At 31.1% G+C, this 16,231-nt stretch carries 17 protein-coding genes; 9 read left to right on the top strand and 8 right to left on the bottom strand.

What is annotated here, in order from left to right:
• The first annotated feature begins 41 nt into the window (after positions 1–41).
• The 6 genes from udk (at position 42) to P161_RS0110500 (ending at position 6,998) form a co-directional block, all read left to right on the top strand.
• Positions 42–647, top strand: a complete 606-nt coding sequence (gene udk / locus P161_RS0110525; protein ID WP_026776960.1) for a uridine kinase — start codon at positions 42–44, stop codon at positions 645–647.
• Positions 647–967 carry a septum formation initiator family protein gene (locus tag P161_RS0110520; RefSeq protein ID WP_026776959.1) on the top strand — a complete coding sequence of 107 codons (321 nt, stop codon included), beginning with the start codon at positions 647–649 and terminating at the stop codon, positions 965–967. Before udk ends, P161_RS0110520 begins: the two co-directional genes overlap by 1 nt.
• Positions 967–2,313: a methylmalonyl-CoA mutase subunit beta gene (locus P161_RS0110515; RefSeq protein ID WP_026776958.1), complete on the top strand. Its 1,347-nt coding sequence runs from the start codon at positions 967–969 to the stop codon at positions 2,311–2,313. The genes P161_RS0110520 and P161_RS0110515 overlap by 1 nt, the downstream gene beginning before the upstream one ends.
• On the top strand, positions 2,306–4,414 hold the full coding sequence (gene scpA / locus P161_RS0110510; RefSeq protein ID WP_026776957.1) for a methylmalonyl-CoA mutase: 2,109 nt from the start codon (positions 2,306–2,308) through the stop codon (positions 4,412–4,414). The genes P161_RS0110515 and scpA overlap by 8 nt, the downstream gene beginning before the upstream one ends.
• A 173-nt stretch (positions 4,415–4,587) precedes the next feature.
• Positions 4,588–6,033 carry an amidohydrolase gene (locus P161_RS0110505; protein ID WP_026776956.1) on the top strand — a complete coding sequence of 482 codons (1,446 nt, stop codon included), beginning with the start codon at positions 4,588–4,590 and terminating at the stop codon, positions 6,031–6,033.
• Between the two features lie 89 nt (positions 6,034–6,122).
• A complete protein-coding gene (locus tag P161_RS0110500) occupies positions 6,123–6,998 on the top strand; it encodes a TIGR01777 family oxidoreductase (protein ID WP_026776955.1) in 876 nt (291 codons plus the stop codon).
• Positions 6,999–7,108: 110 nt separating this feature from the next.
• Here the strand turns inward: P161_RS0110500 and P161_RS0110495 are convergent, their stop codons facing one another.
• From P161_RS0110495 to rsfS, 6 genes are read right to left on the bottom strand one after another with little or no spacing between them, the layout of a single operon-like run.
• Positions 7,109–7,381 carry an acyl-CoA-binding protein gene (locus P161_RS0110495; RefSeq protein WP_026776954.1) on the bottom strand — a complete coding sequence of 91 codons (273 nt, stop codon included), beginning with the start codon at positions 7,379–7,381 and terminating at the stop codon, positions 7,109–7,111.
• On the bottom strand, positions 7,356–8,012 hold the full coding sequence (locus tag P161_RS0110490) for a phosphatidylserine decarboxylase family protein (RefSeq protein WP_026776953.1): 657 nt from the start codon (positions 8,010–8,012) through the stop codon (positions 7,356–7,358). The genes P161_RS0110495 and P161_RS0110490 overlap by 26 nt, the downstream gene beginning before the upstream one ends.
• A gap of 2 nt (positions 8,013–8,014) precedes the next feature.
• Positions 8,015–8,809, bottom strand: coding sequence for a phosphatidate cytidylyltransferase (locus P161_RS0110485; RefSeq protein WP_026776952.1), 795 nt, complete (start codon positions 8,807–8,809; stop codon positions 8,015–8,017).
• A gap of 1 nt (position 8,810) precedes the next feature.
• Positions 8,811–9,395 carry a hypothetical protein gene (locus P161_RS0110480; RefSeq protein ID WP_026776951.1) on the bottom strand — a complete coding sequence of 195 codons (585 nt, stop codon included), beginning with the start codon at positions 9,393–9,395 and terminating at the stop codon, positions 8,811–8,813.
• Between the two features lie 6 nt (positions 9,396–9,401).
• Positions 9,402–11,384 (bottom strand): ATP-dependent zinc metalloprotease FtsH, encoded by a 1,983-nt coding sequence (gene ftsH, locus P161_RS0110475; protein WP_026776950.1) that lies wholly within the window; start codon positions 11,382–11,384, stop codon positions 9,402–9,404.
• Positions 11,385–11,404: 20 nt separating this feature from the next.
• Positions 11,405–11,773 carry a ribosome silencing factor gene (gene rsfS / locus P161_RS0110470; RefSeq protein WP_026776949.1) on the bottom strand — a complete coding sequence of 123 codons (369 nt, stop codon included), beginning with the start codon at positions 11,771–11,773 and terminating at the stop codon, positions 11,405–11,407.
• 88 nt (positions 11,774–11,861) lie between these two features.
• Between rsfS and P161_RS0110465 the strand changes: the two genes are divergently transcribed.
• Positions 11,862–12,593, top strand: a complete 732-nt coding sequence (locus tag P161_RS0110465; protein ID WP_026776948.1) for a biotin--[acetyl-CoA-carboxylase] ligase — start codon at positions 11,862–11,864, stop codon at positions 12,591–12,593.
• Positions 12,594–12,750: 157 nt separating this feature from the next.
• On the opposite strand, the gene P161_RS0110460 is transcribed toward P161_RS0110465, so the two are convergent.
• Together P161_RS0110460 and pyrE are read right to left on the bottom strand one after the other, a co-directional pair.
• Entirely contained in the window at positions 12,751–13,140 is a 390-nt protein-coding gene (locus P161_RS0110460; RefSeq protein ID WP_026776947.1) for a hypothetical protein, read from the bottom strand.
• 18 nt (positions 13,141–13,158) lie between these two features.
• A complete protein-coding gene (gene pyrE / locus P161_RS0110455; RefSeq protein ID WP_026776946.1) occupies positions 13,159–13,800 on the bottom strand; it encodes an orotate phosphoribosyltransferase in 642 nt (213 codons plus the stop codon).
• 7 nt (positions 13,801–13,807) lie between these two features.
• Here pyrE and P161_RS0110450 point away from each other — a divergent pair, with 7 nt between their 5' ends.
• Together P161_RS0110450 and P161_RS0110445 are read left to right on the top strand one after the other, a co-directional pair.
• A complete protein-coding gene (locus P161_RS0110450) occupies positions 13,808–14,404 on the top strand; it encodes an NUDIX hydrolase (RefSeq protein ID WP_026776945.1) in 597 nt (198 codons plus the stop codon).
• Positions 14,405–14,457: 53 nt separating this feature from the next.
• Positions 14,458–16,119 (top strand): SulP family inorganic anion transporter, encoded by a 1,662-nt coding sequence (locus tag P161_RS0110445; RefSeq protein WP_026776944.1) that lies wholly within the window; start codon positions 14,458–14,460, stop codon positions 16,117–16,119.
• Positions 16,120–16,231: the final 112 nt, after the last annotated feature.

The raw sequence follows: 16,231 nt of genomic DNA, 5'->3' as shown, positions 1-16,231 counted from the left end.
AAGGTTTCAAAAACCTTGTAGGTCTAAAAATATCAAAATTTATGCTTATTATAGGAATTGCAGGTGGAACTGGAAGTGGTAAAACAACTGTTGTAAATCAAATTGTTAAACAATTACCAACAGATGAAGTTTGTGTAATTTCTCAAGATTCTTACTACAAAGAAACCCATAATCTTTCTTACGAAGAACGTACAAAAATAAATTTCGATCATCCAAGAGCTATCGATTTTGAGTTGCTCATTAAGCATTTAAAAGATTTAAAGAAAGGAAAAACAATTAAGCAACCCGTTTATTCTTTTGTTACTCATAACAGAACAGAAGATTTTTTAAAAACTCATCCTAGAAAAGTAATAATTGTTGAAGGAATTCTTATCTTTAACAATGAGGAATTACGTGATTTATTCGATATAAAAATCTTTGTACACGCAGAAACTGATGAGCGTTTAATTAGGAGAGTTCGAAGAGATATTACAGAAAGAGGCAGAGATATTGATGAAGTTTTAAACCGTTATCAAAACACTTTAAAACCAATGCACTTGCAGTTTATAGAACCCACAAAAAACTTTGCTGACATTATAATTCCTAATGATAGATTTAACACTGTTGCCATTGATGTGGTAAGAAGTGTGATAAATGAGCGCTTATAATGAGTTTTTTTCAACGTTTAAAAAGTAATTCCTTATTTAAAATTCTTACAAATATTTTTGTAATTATTTTAATTCCTTTTATTATTTGGATGCTCTTTTTTGATGAAAATTCTTATTTAATTCATCGAAAATTTAATTCAGAAATAGAGGATTTAGAAAGCACCATTTCTTTTTACGAAGATAAAATTTCGAAAGACAAAGAAACCATCAAAAAATTGCAAGATTCTTTAGAATTAGAACGTTTTGCGAGAGAACAATATTTGATGAAAAAAGAGAACGAAGATATTTATATTATTGAATTTGATACCATAAAAAAATAATGAGCAACTTTTTATTTGAAGATTTTGAACCCATAACACCTGCAACTTGGAAACAAAAAATTCAAGTAGATTTAAAAGGTGCAGATTATAACGAAACCTTACTTTGGCAAACAGATGAAGGAATTACGGTAAGACCTTTTTACACCAAAGAAGATAGGACAAATACAAAAATAAACATCCCAAAAAAAGGCTATAATATTTGTCAAACTATTTTTGTTGATGATGAAAAAATAGCAAATTCTTTGGCTCTTAACGCCTTAAAAAGAGGTGCAAATACAATTCAATTTAAAGCATCAAAACCATTTGATCCTAAAACTTTAATAAAAGGATTTCCAGGTAAAACTTTATTATATTTCAAATTCACTTTTTTAGATTCAGATTTTCAAACCAAACTTGCTGAATTTTGTGATTCAGAAAACACCTTTATTCAGACTGATATTATTGGGAATTTGGCTGAAGTTGGTAATTGGTTTATAAACCTAAAAGAAGATCATCAACAATTAGAAAAGATTGTTGAAGTTTCTAACAATTGCATTTCTGTTTCTGGAGATTTATATCAAAATGCAGGTGCAAATATTAGTCAACAATTGGCATATACATTAGCACATGCTAACGAATATTTGAACCATTTTGGAAAAGAAGTAGCTTCTAAAATCCATTTTAATTTTGCTGTTGGTAGCAATTACTTTTTTGAAATTGCCAAATTAAGAGCTTTCCGAATTTTATGGGAATCGCTTTTAAATGAATATGATGTAAAAAATGGGGAGGCACATATTTTTACACAACCAAGTTTACGCAACAAAACTATTTATGATTATAATGTAAATATGTTGCGAACTACTTCTGAGTGTATGAGTGCAATTTTAGGCAGTTCAAACACCATTTCTAATGTTTCTTATGATGAAATTTATCATAAGTCAAATGAATTTGGCGAACGAATTTCAAGGAATCAACTCTTAATTTTACAACAAGAAAGTTACTTAAAAGAAGCGCAAAATTTTGCTGATGGTGCTTATTATATTGAAACAATTACCAATCAATTAGCAGAAAAAGCATTGGCTATTTTTCAACAAATAGAGAAAGCTGGCGGGTTTTTACAGCAATTAAAAGCAGGAGTCATCCAAAGAAAAATTAGTGAAGCTGCATTAAAAGAAGAAGAAAGCTTTAATCATAACAAAATTGTTTTATTAGGAACCAACATGCAGATTAACAAAGCTGACAAAATGAAGCAAGATTTGGAATTGTATCCTTTTGTAAAACAAAGAAATATAAAAACATTAATAACTCCAATTGTAAGAAAACGACTTTCTGAATCAATTGAAAAACAACGTTTAGACAATGAGTAGAAAAGATGTTTCCAAAATCAAGTTAAAAAGTTCAGAGTTCAGAGTTCAGAGTTTGGAGTCTGATGAGCAACTCAAAACCCATAACTCAAAACTCATAACTAGAAAGCACGAAGATTTCGTTGCAGGAATTGCCCCAAATTTAAGAGGTCCATACTCTACAATGTATGTTCGCAGACCTTGGACAATAAGACAATATGCAGGTTTTTCTACTGCAGAAGAAAGCAATGCTTTTTACAGGAGAAATTTAGAAGCTGGCCAAAAAGGCTTGTCTGTTGCTTTTGATTTAGCCACTCACAGAGGGTATGATTCTGATCATCCACGTGTGCAAGGAGATGTTGGTAAAGCTGGAGTTGCCATAGATTCTGTTGAAGATATGAAGGTTTTGTTCGATCAAATTCCTTTGGATAAAATGTCGGTTTCTATGACTATGAATGGTGCTGTTTTGCCCATTTTAGCGTTTTATATTGTTGCTGCAGAAGAACAAGGAGTTGCTCCTGAATTGTTATCTGGAACTATTCAGAATGATATTTTAAAAGAGTTTATGGTACGAAATACGTACATCTATCCTCCTGCTCCATCTATGAAAATTATTGCTGATATTTTTGAATATACCAGCAAACATATGCCAAAATACAATTCGATTTCTATTTCTGGGTATCACATGCAAGAAGCTGGAGCCACAGCAGAAATTGAACTAGCATATACCTTAGCTGATGGTTTAGAATATATTAAAAAAGGAATTGAAACAGGAATGGATATTGATGCTTTTGCACCAAGACTATCGTTTTTCTGGGCTATTGGAATGGATCATTTTACAGAAGTTGCCAAATTAAGAGCAGCAAGAATGTTGTGGGCCAAAATTGTGAAGCAATTCAATCCTAAAAATCAAAAATCGTTAGCTTTAAGAACACATTGCCAAACAAGTGGTTGGTCTTTAACAGAACAAGATCCTTTTAATAATGTTGCTAGAACAACTATTGAAGCCATGGCTGCCGTTTTTGGAGGTACACAAAGTTTACACACAAATGCGTTAGATGAAGCCATTGCTTTGCCCACAGATTTTTCTGCTAGAATTGCCAGAAACACACAAATATTTTTACAAGAAGAAACCCACATTACCAAAACAGTTGATCCTTGGGCTGGAAGTTATCATGTTGAAAAATTAACAGAAGAAATTGCCAACAAAGCTTGGGAGTTAATCGAAGAAGTTGAAGATTTAGGTGGAATGACCAAAGCTATTGAAAAGGGAATTCCGAAATTACGAATTGAAGAAGCCGCTGCAAAAAAACAGGCTAAAATTGATAGTGGACAAGATGTAATTGTTGGTGTTAATAAATACAAACTAAAACAAGAAGACCCTTTACATATTTTAGAAGTTGATAATGAAGCTGTAAGAAAATCTCAAATTGAGCGTTTACATCAACTAAAAGCAGAAAGAAATACTGCAGAAGTTGAAAAATGTTTAGTAAATTTAACCAATGCTGCAAAATCTGGTAAAGAAAATTTATTAGATTTAGCAGTAAAAGCTGCAAAAAACAGAGCGACTTTAGGTGAAATTTCTGATGCTTTAGAAGTTATTTTTGGAAGACATAAAGCTGTGACTAAAACCATATCTGGTGTGTATAGTAAGGAGATAAAAGACGATAAATTATTTAAAAAAGCTTCTAAATTAGCAGATAAATTTGCTGAATTGGAAGGAAGACGTCCAAGAATTATGATTGCCAAATTAGGGCAAGATGGTCATGATAGAGGTGCAAAGGTTGTAGCCACTGGCTATGCAGATTTAGGTTTTGATGTAGATATTGGTCCTCTTTTTCAAACACCAGAAGAAGCGACCAAGCAAGCTGTAGAAAATGATGCCCATATTTTAGGAATTTCTTCTTTAGCTGCTGGCCATAAAACGTTAGTGCCTCAGGTAATTGCAGAACTCAAAAAACACGGAAGAGAAGATATTATGGTGATTGTTGGTGGGGTAATTCCTGCTCAAGATTATCAATTTTTATTCGATGCTGGTGCTGTTGGTATCTTTGGCCCTGGAACAAAAATTGCGCAAGCTGCTATTGATTTAATTACGATTTTAATTGATAGTGTTGTGGAGTAGTTTGTTTTACTTCTTAACTTACTTTTAAATAACTTTGTTAATTTTTAATATAAGTCATTAAAACAAACAACAAATATTCAGAATCACACTAGCGAATTTTTAAAAGACATAAAGTTAAAAAGAATAAAATAAAAAAATTGTTTTTTCATTATATTTGAAAAAACAACTTTCCAATGAAAAACTTCACCTTAAAAAAAGTAGTACTATTTGTTTTACTTTTTACAATTTGTACTTTACAAAGTCAAAAACTTTCAAAAAATAAACAAGCATTAGTACAATCCATAGAAAAGCATCAAAATGCTTTGATCGAAATTAGTGATAAAATCTGGCAAGCTGCAGAAACAGCTTTCGAAGAAACTGAATCTTCAAAAATATTATCAGACTACGCAGAAAAACAAGGTTTTACCATAGAAAGAGGCGTTGCAGAAATGCCAACTGCTTTTGTAGCAACTTATGGTTCTGGGAAACCTGTTATAAGTGTGTTAGGCGAATTTGATGCTTTACCTGGTTTATCTCAAAATCCAGTACCAACAAAATCACCAATTACAGAAGGAAATCCAGGTCATGGATGTGGACATAATTTATTTGGAGCAGGCAGTTTGGGTGCTGCTGTTGCCATAAAAGAGTTAATTGAGCAAGGCAAAATAAAAGGAACTGTAAAGTTTTTTGGAACTCCTTCTGAAGAAAAGTTTTTCGGAAAAATCTGGATGGTAAATGCTGGCCTTTGGGATGATGTAGATGTAAATATCAGCTGGCATCCTGCACCAGTTACAGAGGCAGATGTGCAAAGTTCTTTGGCTTTAGTAGATTTTAAAGTAGAGTTTTTTGGGCAAGCTGCACACGCTGCTGCAGATCCTTGGAATGGAAGGTCTGCTTCTGATGCTTTAGAACTTTATACAGCAGGAATCAATTATTACAGAGAACACGTAAAACCAACTGTTAGAATGCATTATCATATTCAAGATGGTGGACAAGTAGTAAATGTTGTTCCAGATTATTCCCGACTTTGGGTAAGAGTTAGAGATTCTAAACGTTCTGGAATGTTGCCAGTTTATGAACAAGTAAAGAAAATGGCAGAAGGTGCTGCAATTCTAGCAAATGTAGAGTACAAAGTATCGTTAATTTCTGGTATTTACGAAGTTTTAGTAAATAGAACTGGGGGAGCAATCATGCAAAAAAATCTAGAGTTATTAGGTCCCATAAAATATACAGATGATGAAATTACTTTCGGAAAAAAAATTCAAGAAGTAACAGGTAAAAAACAATTAGGAATGGATTCTAACATCAATCCTTTAAGAACAACCTTAAAAAATTCTGGTGGAGGAAGTACGGATGTTGGTGATGTAAGTTGGAATGTTGCCAACATCAATTTAAGAGTAACAACTGCTCCTATTGATACACCTTGGCATTCGTGGGCTGTTGTAGCTTGTGGAGGAATGAGCATTGGTCATAAAGGAATGCTATATTCTAGCAAAGCAATGTCTATGACTATGTTAGATTTGTTCGAAAATCCGGAGTTGGTTGCCAAAGTAAAAGCAGAATATAAAGAACGTAAAGGAGATGAAGTATATAAGGCAATTATTCCTGAAGGACCACCTCCAATTCCTACTAAAGAATAGTTTTAGAAATAAAGTTAGGGCTTATTTTTAAATTAGTTTAATCTATAAATATAGTTCGCAAAAAAGATTTTTCTTCTTTATATTTACGTATGGCAAAAATTTTAATTACAGGAGGTACAGGTTTAGTAGGCAGTAGACTTACAAAATTGTTAAAGGATAAGAACCATGAAGTAGCAATACTTACAAGAAGTGCTGATGCTGAAAATGAATATCAATGGGATCTTCAGAAAAAAACTATTGATAAAAAAGCTTTTAAAAATACAGATTACATCATTCATTTGGCTGGAGCAGGAATTGCTGATGAACGTTGGACAAACGAAAGAAAAAAAGTAATAATTGATAGTAGAGTTGAAAGTGCAAATCTGCTTTTTGAAACTATCAAAAAAGAGAACATCAACTTAAAAGGATTTATTTCAGCTTCTGGAAGTGGTTATTATGGAGCAGTTACAACCGATAAAATTTTCACTGAAAAAGACAAAGTTGGCAACGATTTTTTAGGTGAAGTTTGCGAAAAATGGGAAAATGCTGCCCATCAATTTGAAAGTTTAGAAATTCCTGTTACTATTTTAAGAACTGGAATTGTGTTATCTGAAAAAGGTGGTGCTTTAGACAAAATGAGATTGCCAGTAATATCGCCTTTAGGTTCTGGAAAGCAATATATGCCATGGATTCATATTGATGATCTATGTGCAATGTATATTCAAGCTATTGAAGGTAATTTAAAGGGTGTATTTAATGCTGTTGGACCAAAACATCACACAAGTACAACGTTTTCTAAAGCATTAGCAAAAAGCATCAACAGACCTTATATTGGCATTTGTGTTCCTAGTTTTATGTTGAAATTATTATTTGGTGACATGTCTAAAATTCTTTTAGAGGGCAGTAGAATTTCATCAAAAAAAATAGAAAAAAACGGGTATTCTTTTCAGTTTGAAACGCTCAAAAAAGCTTTAAATAATTTATAAAATAAAATATCCGAGTTTATTACTCGGATATTTTTTAATATTTTATAAAGAAAAAGTTTTTAAAACTTTAAAGTAATTTTAAATGGTTTAAACTATATATAGCTTCGAAATTAAATTGAATTCGCTAATTCTATATATTCTTTTTTTGCCTGTTCTGAACTCATTCCTTTTAATTGTACCCAAGCATTAAATTTAAACGCACTTCTAACATCTGAACCGCTCTTAACAATTGATTTATTACCAAAATTTGCCTGCTTATAATAGGCATAAAATTTTAGCATAATATCTGGAGCAAGAGCTTGCTTTAACTTTGATATTTTATCAAAAGCAGCTTTATACTCTTTGTCTAGTTCAGTATTATTTTTCTGCGATAACTTGGACACCACCTTTTACTTTATCTCCTAATTTTACATTAACTTTTGTTCCTAAAGGTAAATATACATCTACTCTAGAACCAAACTTTATAAATCCTGCATCTGTACCTTGTACAACATTTTCTCCTTCTTTAGCATAATTTACAATTCGTTTTGCTAGTGCTCCAGCAATTTGTCTGTACAAAATTTCTCCAATAACATTATTATCGATGACAACTGTAGTTCTTTCGTTTTCGGTAGATGCTTTTGGATGCCAAGCAACCAAATATTTACCTGGATGGTATTTGCTATATTTTATAACTCCACTCATGGCATATCTTGTAACGTGCACATTTATTGGAGACATAAAAATTGATATTTGTAATCTTTTATCTTTAAAATATTCTGGTTCTTCAACTTCTTCTATCACAACAACTTTACCATCTACAGGTGCAATAATTGTGTTTTCATCTAATATTGAAACTCTTTTTGGGTTTCTAAAAAACTGCAATACAATAATTAGAAATACAAGAGCAAAAACTTGAATTGATTTGGTTATCCAAATAATATCAATAAACCTTTCTACGGATAATATAATAGCAATTACAATAATAAAAGTAATTACGATGATTTTATAGCCTTCTTTATGAAATCGAATCATTTTTAAATAATAAAGTTAATATACAAATATACAAATGGCGCAGCAAACAACAAGCTATCTAATCTATCTAAAATACCTCCATGACCAGGCATTATATTTCCACTATCTTTAATGTTTGCTTGTCGTTTAAATTTTGATTCTACTAAATCTCCAATAGTACCTACTAACGATACAATTACAGCAATAATTAACCAGTTTAATAAAGAAAAATCTAAATTAAACTTACTAATGAACAACCCTGCAATTAAAGAGAAAGTTAAACCTCCAAAAAGACCTTCAACTGTTTTTTTGGGTGATACTGATGGAAATAATTTATTTTTCCCGAAGTTTTTACCAATTAAAAAGGCAAAAGAATCATTTACCCAAATAATGCATAAAATGCTAATCATTAAGTATGGATGGAAAGTATTTTTATAAAAAGGTAACATAATTAAAAAACACATCGAAAAAATAATGTATCTAATTGTTACGCCTAATTTTAAACGATCGTTAGAAAATGCAACAACTTTCTCTGCAAATAATTGATATATTAAAAAAAGAGAAGATAACAATGTAATTACTAAAATACCTGTTACAATAAAACTCTCTTGTCTTTGCATCATTAAAAACAACACAAAAGGGAAGAAAATATAGGCAGCGTAATTTTTAGTCTTTATCATCTTAGAAAATTCCCAGATAGATAAAAAACCAAATATTGTAACTAAAGCAATATAGGATTCTTGAGAAAAAAGAATGGAAGAGACAAAAATTAAAATGTAAACAATTCCAGAAAAAAGCCTTCTTAAAAGGTTGCGCATATTATAAATCTTCTAACAGCAGCAAATATAAGTTTTTTGAGTTATTGTTTCCATGGTTTAAAAAATTATCCTCATTATTATTAATGTTATAATCTTTGACGGAAGTAATATTGGTAGGTAAACTACTTTTAAACTTAGTTTTAATTCCTGTTAAACCCTGACCTGTATCTTTAACTAATTGACTTGTAGTAGCAAAAACAATAAAATTTTGCGGAAATTCTTTTAATCGAGTACTTTTTAATTGATTTGATGAAAATAATATATCGCCATTTTCTGCAATTAAATGCTCACAAGAAGTAAGAATTGTTGTGTCTTCGTTGTAAGAAGACACAACATTTAAAGTTTTTTTGTCGAATAAAAAATCTAATCTTTGATCTAAAAGATGAATATCTTCCCAGTTATTTTCTGCGATAACTTTTTTAAAATTACTAACAAGTTCTTGCTTATTGATGTTGTATAAAAATTTACCTCCCTTTTTTACAAAATTATGTACAAAAAGATCATCAAGAGAAAGTTTTACTTCTTGCTTTTTAATTTCGTCATCCTCTTTAATAGGAAAGTTAAAAATTTTTTTGAAAAGATTCATTTAAGACTATGCTTCAGGTATTTTTTCTACTGTAGGAACGTTTTCTTCTTTGATAACATCACCAGCTTCCTCATCTTCTTCAAAAGGTCTTTTCCCAAAGATTTTTTGTAAATCGTCTTTAAAAATAACTTCTTTTTCTAATAACAATTCAGCAAGTACTGTTAATTTTTCTTTGTTATTTGATAACAATTCAACAGCTCTTTCGTATTGAATTTCTATCATCTTAGAAATTTCTTTATCAATCGTTTTTCCTGTTTCTTCGCTATAAGGCTTTACAAAAGAATCGTTTCCTGTAGAATCATAATAGGTAATATTACCAACTTTATCATTCAAACCATAAACTGTAACCATTGCTCTAGCTTGCTTGGTAACTTTTTCTAAATCGCTTAATGCACCTGTAGAAATCTTATTAAAGATGATTTTTTCTGCTGCTCTACCTCCTAAAGTAGCACACATTTCATCTAACATTTGCTCAGTTTGCACAATTAATCTTTCTGCTGGCAAATACCAAGCAGCTCCAAGAGATTGTCCTCTAGGTACAATTGTAACTTTTACTAATGGTGCAGCATGTTCTAACATCCAGCTTACTGTAGCATGACCAGCTTCGTGAAAAGCAATTACTTCTTTTTCTTTTGGTGTAATTCTCTTCTTTTTCTTTTCTAAACCACCCACAATTCTATCAACAGCATCTAAAAAATCTTGGTGATGAATTGCTTTTTTACCTTGCCTTGCAGCAATTAGGGCAGCTTCATTACACATATTGGCAATATCAGCTCCAGAAAATCCTGGTGTTTGTTGTGCTAAAAATTCAATATTTACGTCATCTGCCATTTTTAAAGGCTTAATATGCACTTCAAAAATTTCTTGTCTTTCTCTAATATCTGGTAAATCAACATAAATTTGACGGTCAAAACGACCTGCTCTCATTAATGCACTATCTAAAACATCTGCTCTGTTAGTTGCTGCAATAACAATTACATTTACGTCTGTTCCAAAACCATCCATTTCAGTTAATAACTGGTTCAAGGTATTTTCACGTTCGTCATTTCCACCAGTCATACTATTTTTTCCACGAGCTCTACCAATGGCATCAATCTCATCAATAAAAATAATAGAAGGAGATTTTTGTGCAGCTTGCTTAAATAAATCTCTAACTCTAGAAGCACCTACACCAACAAACATTTCTACAAAATCTGATCCTGATAAAGAGAAAAATGGCACACCAGCTTCTCCTGCAACAGCTTTTGCTAATAACGTTTTACCAGTTCCTGGAGGTCCTACTAATAAAGCTCCTTTTGGTATTTTACCTCCTAAAGAAGTATATTTATCTGGGTTTTTTAAGAAATCCACAATTTCTTGTACCTCTTCTTTTGCGCCTTCTAATCCAGCAACATTTTCGAATGTAGTTTTTACTTTGGTATCTTTATCAAATAATTTAGCTTTCGATTTTCCGATGCTAAAAATTTGACCTCCACCTCCACCTCCAGAGCCTCCTCCAGACATTCTTCTCATAAAAAATAACCAAATAGCGATTAATATGATGAAAGGTAAAAAGCTAATAATAGCATCGAAAACACTTGTTTTTTCTTTGTTTTCGATATCTACAATTAAGTCTGGTTTTTCTTCTTTTGCTATTTTTATATTTTCTTCAAATGTTCTTTGGTCTCCGAAATTATATTCGTAAACAGGTGAACCTGGTCTATAAAAGGTAGAATTTGTAAATTCTTTGTGTTTCGATTTTTTTAAAGCATCTTCTGTTAAAAAAACTTGAGCAACGTCTTTATTAATCACAACGATTTTTTTAATATCGTTATCTCTTAAAATTTCATCAAATTTGTTTTTTGAAATACTTTTAGAAGCTAAATCTCCACTACTAAAAAATTGTACAGCTATAATTGCTATTAAAACTGCACCATAGATCCAATAAGAACTAAATTTAAGTTTTGGTAAGTTAGGTTTGTTGTCTTTATCTTTATTTTTATCACTCATGTGTTGTAAAATGAATAGGGTTAAACTGGGTTAATTTCGGTAATTTTTGCATCACCCCAAAGGCTTTCAATGTCATAATAATCTCTAACATGCTTTTGAAAAATATGAACCACAACATTTACGTAATCCATTAAAACCCATTCAGAGTTCGTTTGTCCTTCAATATGCCAAGGTTTGTCTTTTATTTCTTTACTAACTACTTTTTGTACAGATCCAGAAATTGCATTTACTTGCGTATTAGAATTTCCTGAACAAATAATAAAATAATCGCAAACCGTATTTTCTATCTCTCTTAAATCTAATAGTTGAATGTTTTCTCCTTTTACATCATCTATACCTTTAATAATCAAAGAGATTAATTCGTCTATGTTTACTTGCTTTTTTGCCATTAATTGTATTCTCTAAATTTTTACAAAGTTATTATAATTTTGCGAGTATTATGTGTAATTTTGAACTACTTTACACATTATTTAACAGTTGAAATTAATCAAACTTAATGCCATTGCCTCTACTAGTTCATTTTTAAAAGAAATGGCTCAAAATTCTGCATTAGAAAACTTTACAGTTGTTACTACAAAAGAGCAGACAAAAGGACGTGGACAACAATCTAATTCTTGGATTTCAGAACCTCATAAAAACCTTACTATAAGTGTATTTATTAAAGATTTTGATTTAGAAATTCATCAACAAAAATACTTAAATTTTGCGATTAGCTTGGCAATTTTTAACGTGCTTCTTGAAGAGGAAATACCAAAACCGAGTATCAAATGGCCAAACGACATTCTGTCAGCAAAAAATAAAATTTGTGGAATTCTGATTGAAAATAATATCAGAAATCATAAAATTTATGCGACAATTGTAGGAATTGGGCTGAATGTAAATCAAACTGAATTTCCTGAATTTTTAAAAAATGTAACTTCTTTAAAAAAAATTAAAGACTTCAATTTTAATTTGGATGCACTCCTTTTAAGGTTGATTGAAAAAATTAAAGAAAAAATACAGCTTTTAGTTTCGAAAAAATATGAGGAACTGGAAAACGATTATTTAAAAGTGTTGTACAAAAAAAACATCCCAACTATGTTTAAAGATAGTAACGATGTTTTGTTTATGGGAATTATTACTGGAATTTCTAACTCTGGAAATCTTCTTGTTGAACTAGAGGATGAAACCGTTAAAGAATTCGGAATTAAAGAAATTTCTTTGGCTTAAAATTATCATTGTAAAAACACAAAATTTTTACAAATTAGCCACGAATTCACGAATTTCTTCTCTTAAAATGTTAAATAGGATTTCACTAACTTGAACAATTATGAAATCGTTTAATTATTTGAATTTATTCAGAATTTTAATTTTATATTTCTATCGCCTAAACCTTTTGTAAATTAGCTGTTAAGGTTTCAATAAAACTATTCAAAGGTTTTTTTACCATCATTGCCATCATTGCATTAAATTTTCCATTAAATTCTAATTGAACTTCACTTGAAGTGTCATTAATAGTAGCAATATCTGCTACTAACTGAAAATCTAATTTGCTACTAGCAGCCCCTAATGTAATGTTAGAATATGGTGTGGAATCCTTTAAAACCAATCTAATTTCTGGCATTCCTTTTAAACCAAAAATAAAAGAATCTCCTTCAACTTCAAATTTTTGGATAGATGCTGGCATTAATTGCTCAAAATTCTTTAAATCTGATAAAAACTCGAATGTTTCTTTTTGAGATTTCTGTACAATTACTTTATTACCTTCAATATTCATTTTTGATTGATTTTTTATTTATTGTTTCCACTGACTAGGATTTGCTCTCCATTCTTGCAAGGTAAGCAATTCTTTTTCAGAAATATAATTACTATCTAAGGCTTGCTCTAACAAGTTTTCGTAGTTACTTAATGTTTTTAATGCAATGTTTTTCTCCTTAAAATTTTGAGTAGCTACATCAAATCCGTAAGAAAAAATAGCCACCATTCCTTTTACAACAGCACCAGCTTCTTTTAAAGCTGCAACCGCATTTAAACTACTGTTTCCTGTGCTAATTAAATCTTCGATAACCACCACATTTTGTCCACGTTCTAAATGCCCTTCAATTTGGTTTTTTCTACCATGAGATTTTGGTTCTGGCCTAACATATACAAAAGGCACACCCAATTCTTGCGCTACTAAAATACCAATAGCAATGGCACCAGTGGCAACACCTGCAATAACATCTGGCTTGCCATACTCTAATTCTGTAATTTTAGCAATTTCTTCTTTTAGAAAGACACGAACAGAAGGGTAAGAAAGTGTTATCCTATTATCACAATAAATAGGAGATTTCCAACCAGAAGCCCACTGAAAAGGTTCGCTTGGATTTAATTTAATCGCTTTTATTTGCAATAAAAGTTCAGCCGTTTTTTTTGAAGTATCTTTGTTCCTAATCATGTCGCAAATGTATAAAGTTTTTATAAATGATAAACCAATAATTGTAACATCTTCGTCGAAAAAAGAAAATAATTTTCCTGTATATCTTTTTAAAGATATTGCTTTTGATGAAATCGTTTACAAGCTTCAAAATGAAAATATTAAAGGCATCAACCTCTATTCTGTAGATTTAGAAAACGATTGGAACTCCTTTTTAAAGAACCTAAAAGTGGTTCCTGCTGCTGGTGGTTTGGTTTTAAATGATGAAAAAGAAGTCCTTTTTATTTATAGAAATAATATTTGGGATTTACCAAAAGGAAGAATCGAAAAAGGCGAAACGATTGAAACTGCTGCCATCAGAGAAGTTGAAGAAGAATGTGGCATTTGTAATGTATCCATCGAAAAAAAACTACTCATTACCTATCATATTTATTTTCAAAACGGAATTCGATTAAAAGAAACACATTGGTTTTTAATGATTTCTGATTTTAAAGGCGATTTAAAACCACAACTTGAAGAAGGAATTACAGATGTTGTTTTCAAAAATGAGCATCAAACTAAAGAAGCCTTGCAAAATACCTATGCAAATATTAAATTAGTGTACGATACTTATAAAGATTTCTAGTTTTCTAAAAAAACATTCTATCTTTGCCCCCTTCTAAAAATAAGCTAAATACAATGACAAATTTTATCAAAAAAATAACGCCAAACGCAAAAGACGATGTTTTAGCAGGAATTACAGTTTCGCTTGCTATGATTCCTGAAGTAGTAGCTTTTGCATTTGTAGCACAAATAGATCCTTTAGTGGCGCTTTCTGGTGCATTTATTATTGGTTTAATTACAGCTATTTTTGGTGGACGACCAGGTTTAATTTCTGGTGCAGCTGGTGCAGTTGCTGTTATTTTTGTAACCATGATTGCTGAAGGACACACAAAAGGAATGTTGTTTGATACGCCAATTGATAATATGGGTTATTTTTATTTGTTGGCTTGTGTTATTTTAATGGGCGTTATTCAAATTTTGGCAGGTGTTTTTAAATTAGGGCGTTTTGTGCGTTTAATTCCTCATTCTGTAATGATGGGTTTTGTAAACGGATTAGCTATCGTAATTTTTTGGGCACAAGTAAAAATGTTTACACACAAATCTTTAGAAGTTTCTGCAGATGGTGTAAAAACATACGTAAGTTCTTATATGCAAGGCACAGAACTCTATATTATGCTAGGTTTGGTAGCTTTAACTATGGCAATTATTTGGGTGTTACCAAAAATTACTAAAAAATTACCGGCTTCTTTAACGGCTATTTTAGTAACTACAGGAATTGTGGTTTTTTCTGGAATGGACGTTTCTACAGTAGGCTCTTATATTATAGAGGGTGGAGGAACTGGTTTAAAAGGCGAATTCCCAACTCCAAATGTAGAACTTTGGCAAAACTTACCTTTTAATTTAGATACACTTACTTTTATTTTACCTTTTGCTTTTTTAGCAGCTTCTGTGGGTTTAATTGAATCTTTAATGACAATGAACTTGGTAGATGAATTAACAGAAACCAGAGGAAATGGAAATAAAGAATGCGTAGCTCAAGGTGCTGGAAATATTTTAAGCGGTCTTTTTGGTGGAACAGGTGGTTGTGGAATGATTGGGCAAACAGTCATCAACATTAATGCTGGTGGACGTGGACGTTTGTCTGGAATTATGATGGCAATTACCTTATTAACCTTTATTCTTTTTACTGATAAATTAATTGAACAAGTACCAATTGCAGCGTTAATTGGGGTGATGTTTATGATGGTGATTGAAACTTTTGCTTGGTCTAGTTTTAGAATTTTAAAGAAAATTCCAAAATCGGATGCTTTTGTTTTAATTACAGTTTCTGCTGTTACTGTAATTTACGATTTAGCGATTGCAGTTTTTGTAGGTGTTATTATTTCTGCTTTAGCTTTTGCATGGGAAAATGCGAAGAAAATTAGAGCTAGAAAGCGTTTTAGAGAAGATGGAACCAAAGTGTACGAAATTTGGGGACCTTTATTTTTTGGAAGTATTGCTGCTTTCAACGAAAAATTCGATGTTAAAAATGACCCAGATAACGTAGAAATTGATTTTGTAGAAGCACGTGTTTCAGATCATTCTGCTATTGAAGCTATTTTTGCTTTGGTTGAAAAATACCAAGCTGCTAACAAGAAAATAATTCTAAAACATTTAAGTGAAGATTGTAAGGTTTTACTCTATAAAGCTAGCCCAATTTTTACAGATATTATTGTAGAAGATATAGATGATCCTCGTTATCATTTAGCTGCAAATCCAGAGAAGTTTCCAAAACCTTTAGGAGAGTATAAGTTTTAGGAATTGATTGATTTATAAACTATATAATATTAGAAATCCGAGACTTTGTCTTGGATTTTTTTGTTCTAAATTTTATCCAATTGATTTTAAATTTGAAACTAAATTCTAATAA

It is taken from the genome of Polaribacter sp. Hel_I_88 (assembly GCF_000687935.1).
Taxonomy (GTDB): Bacteria; Bacteroidota; Bacteroidia; order Flavobacteriales; family Flavobacteriaceae; genus Polaribacter.
This window is presented reverse-complemented; position numbering and strand designations above follow the sequence as displayed.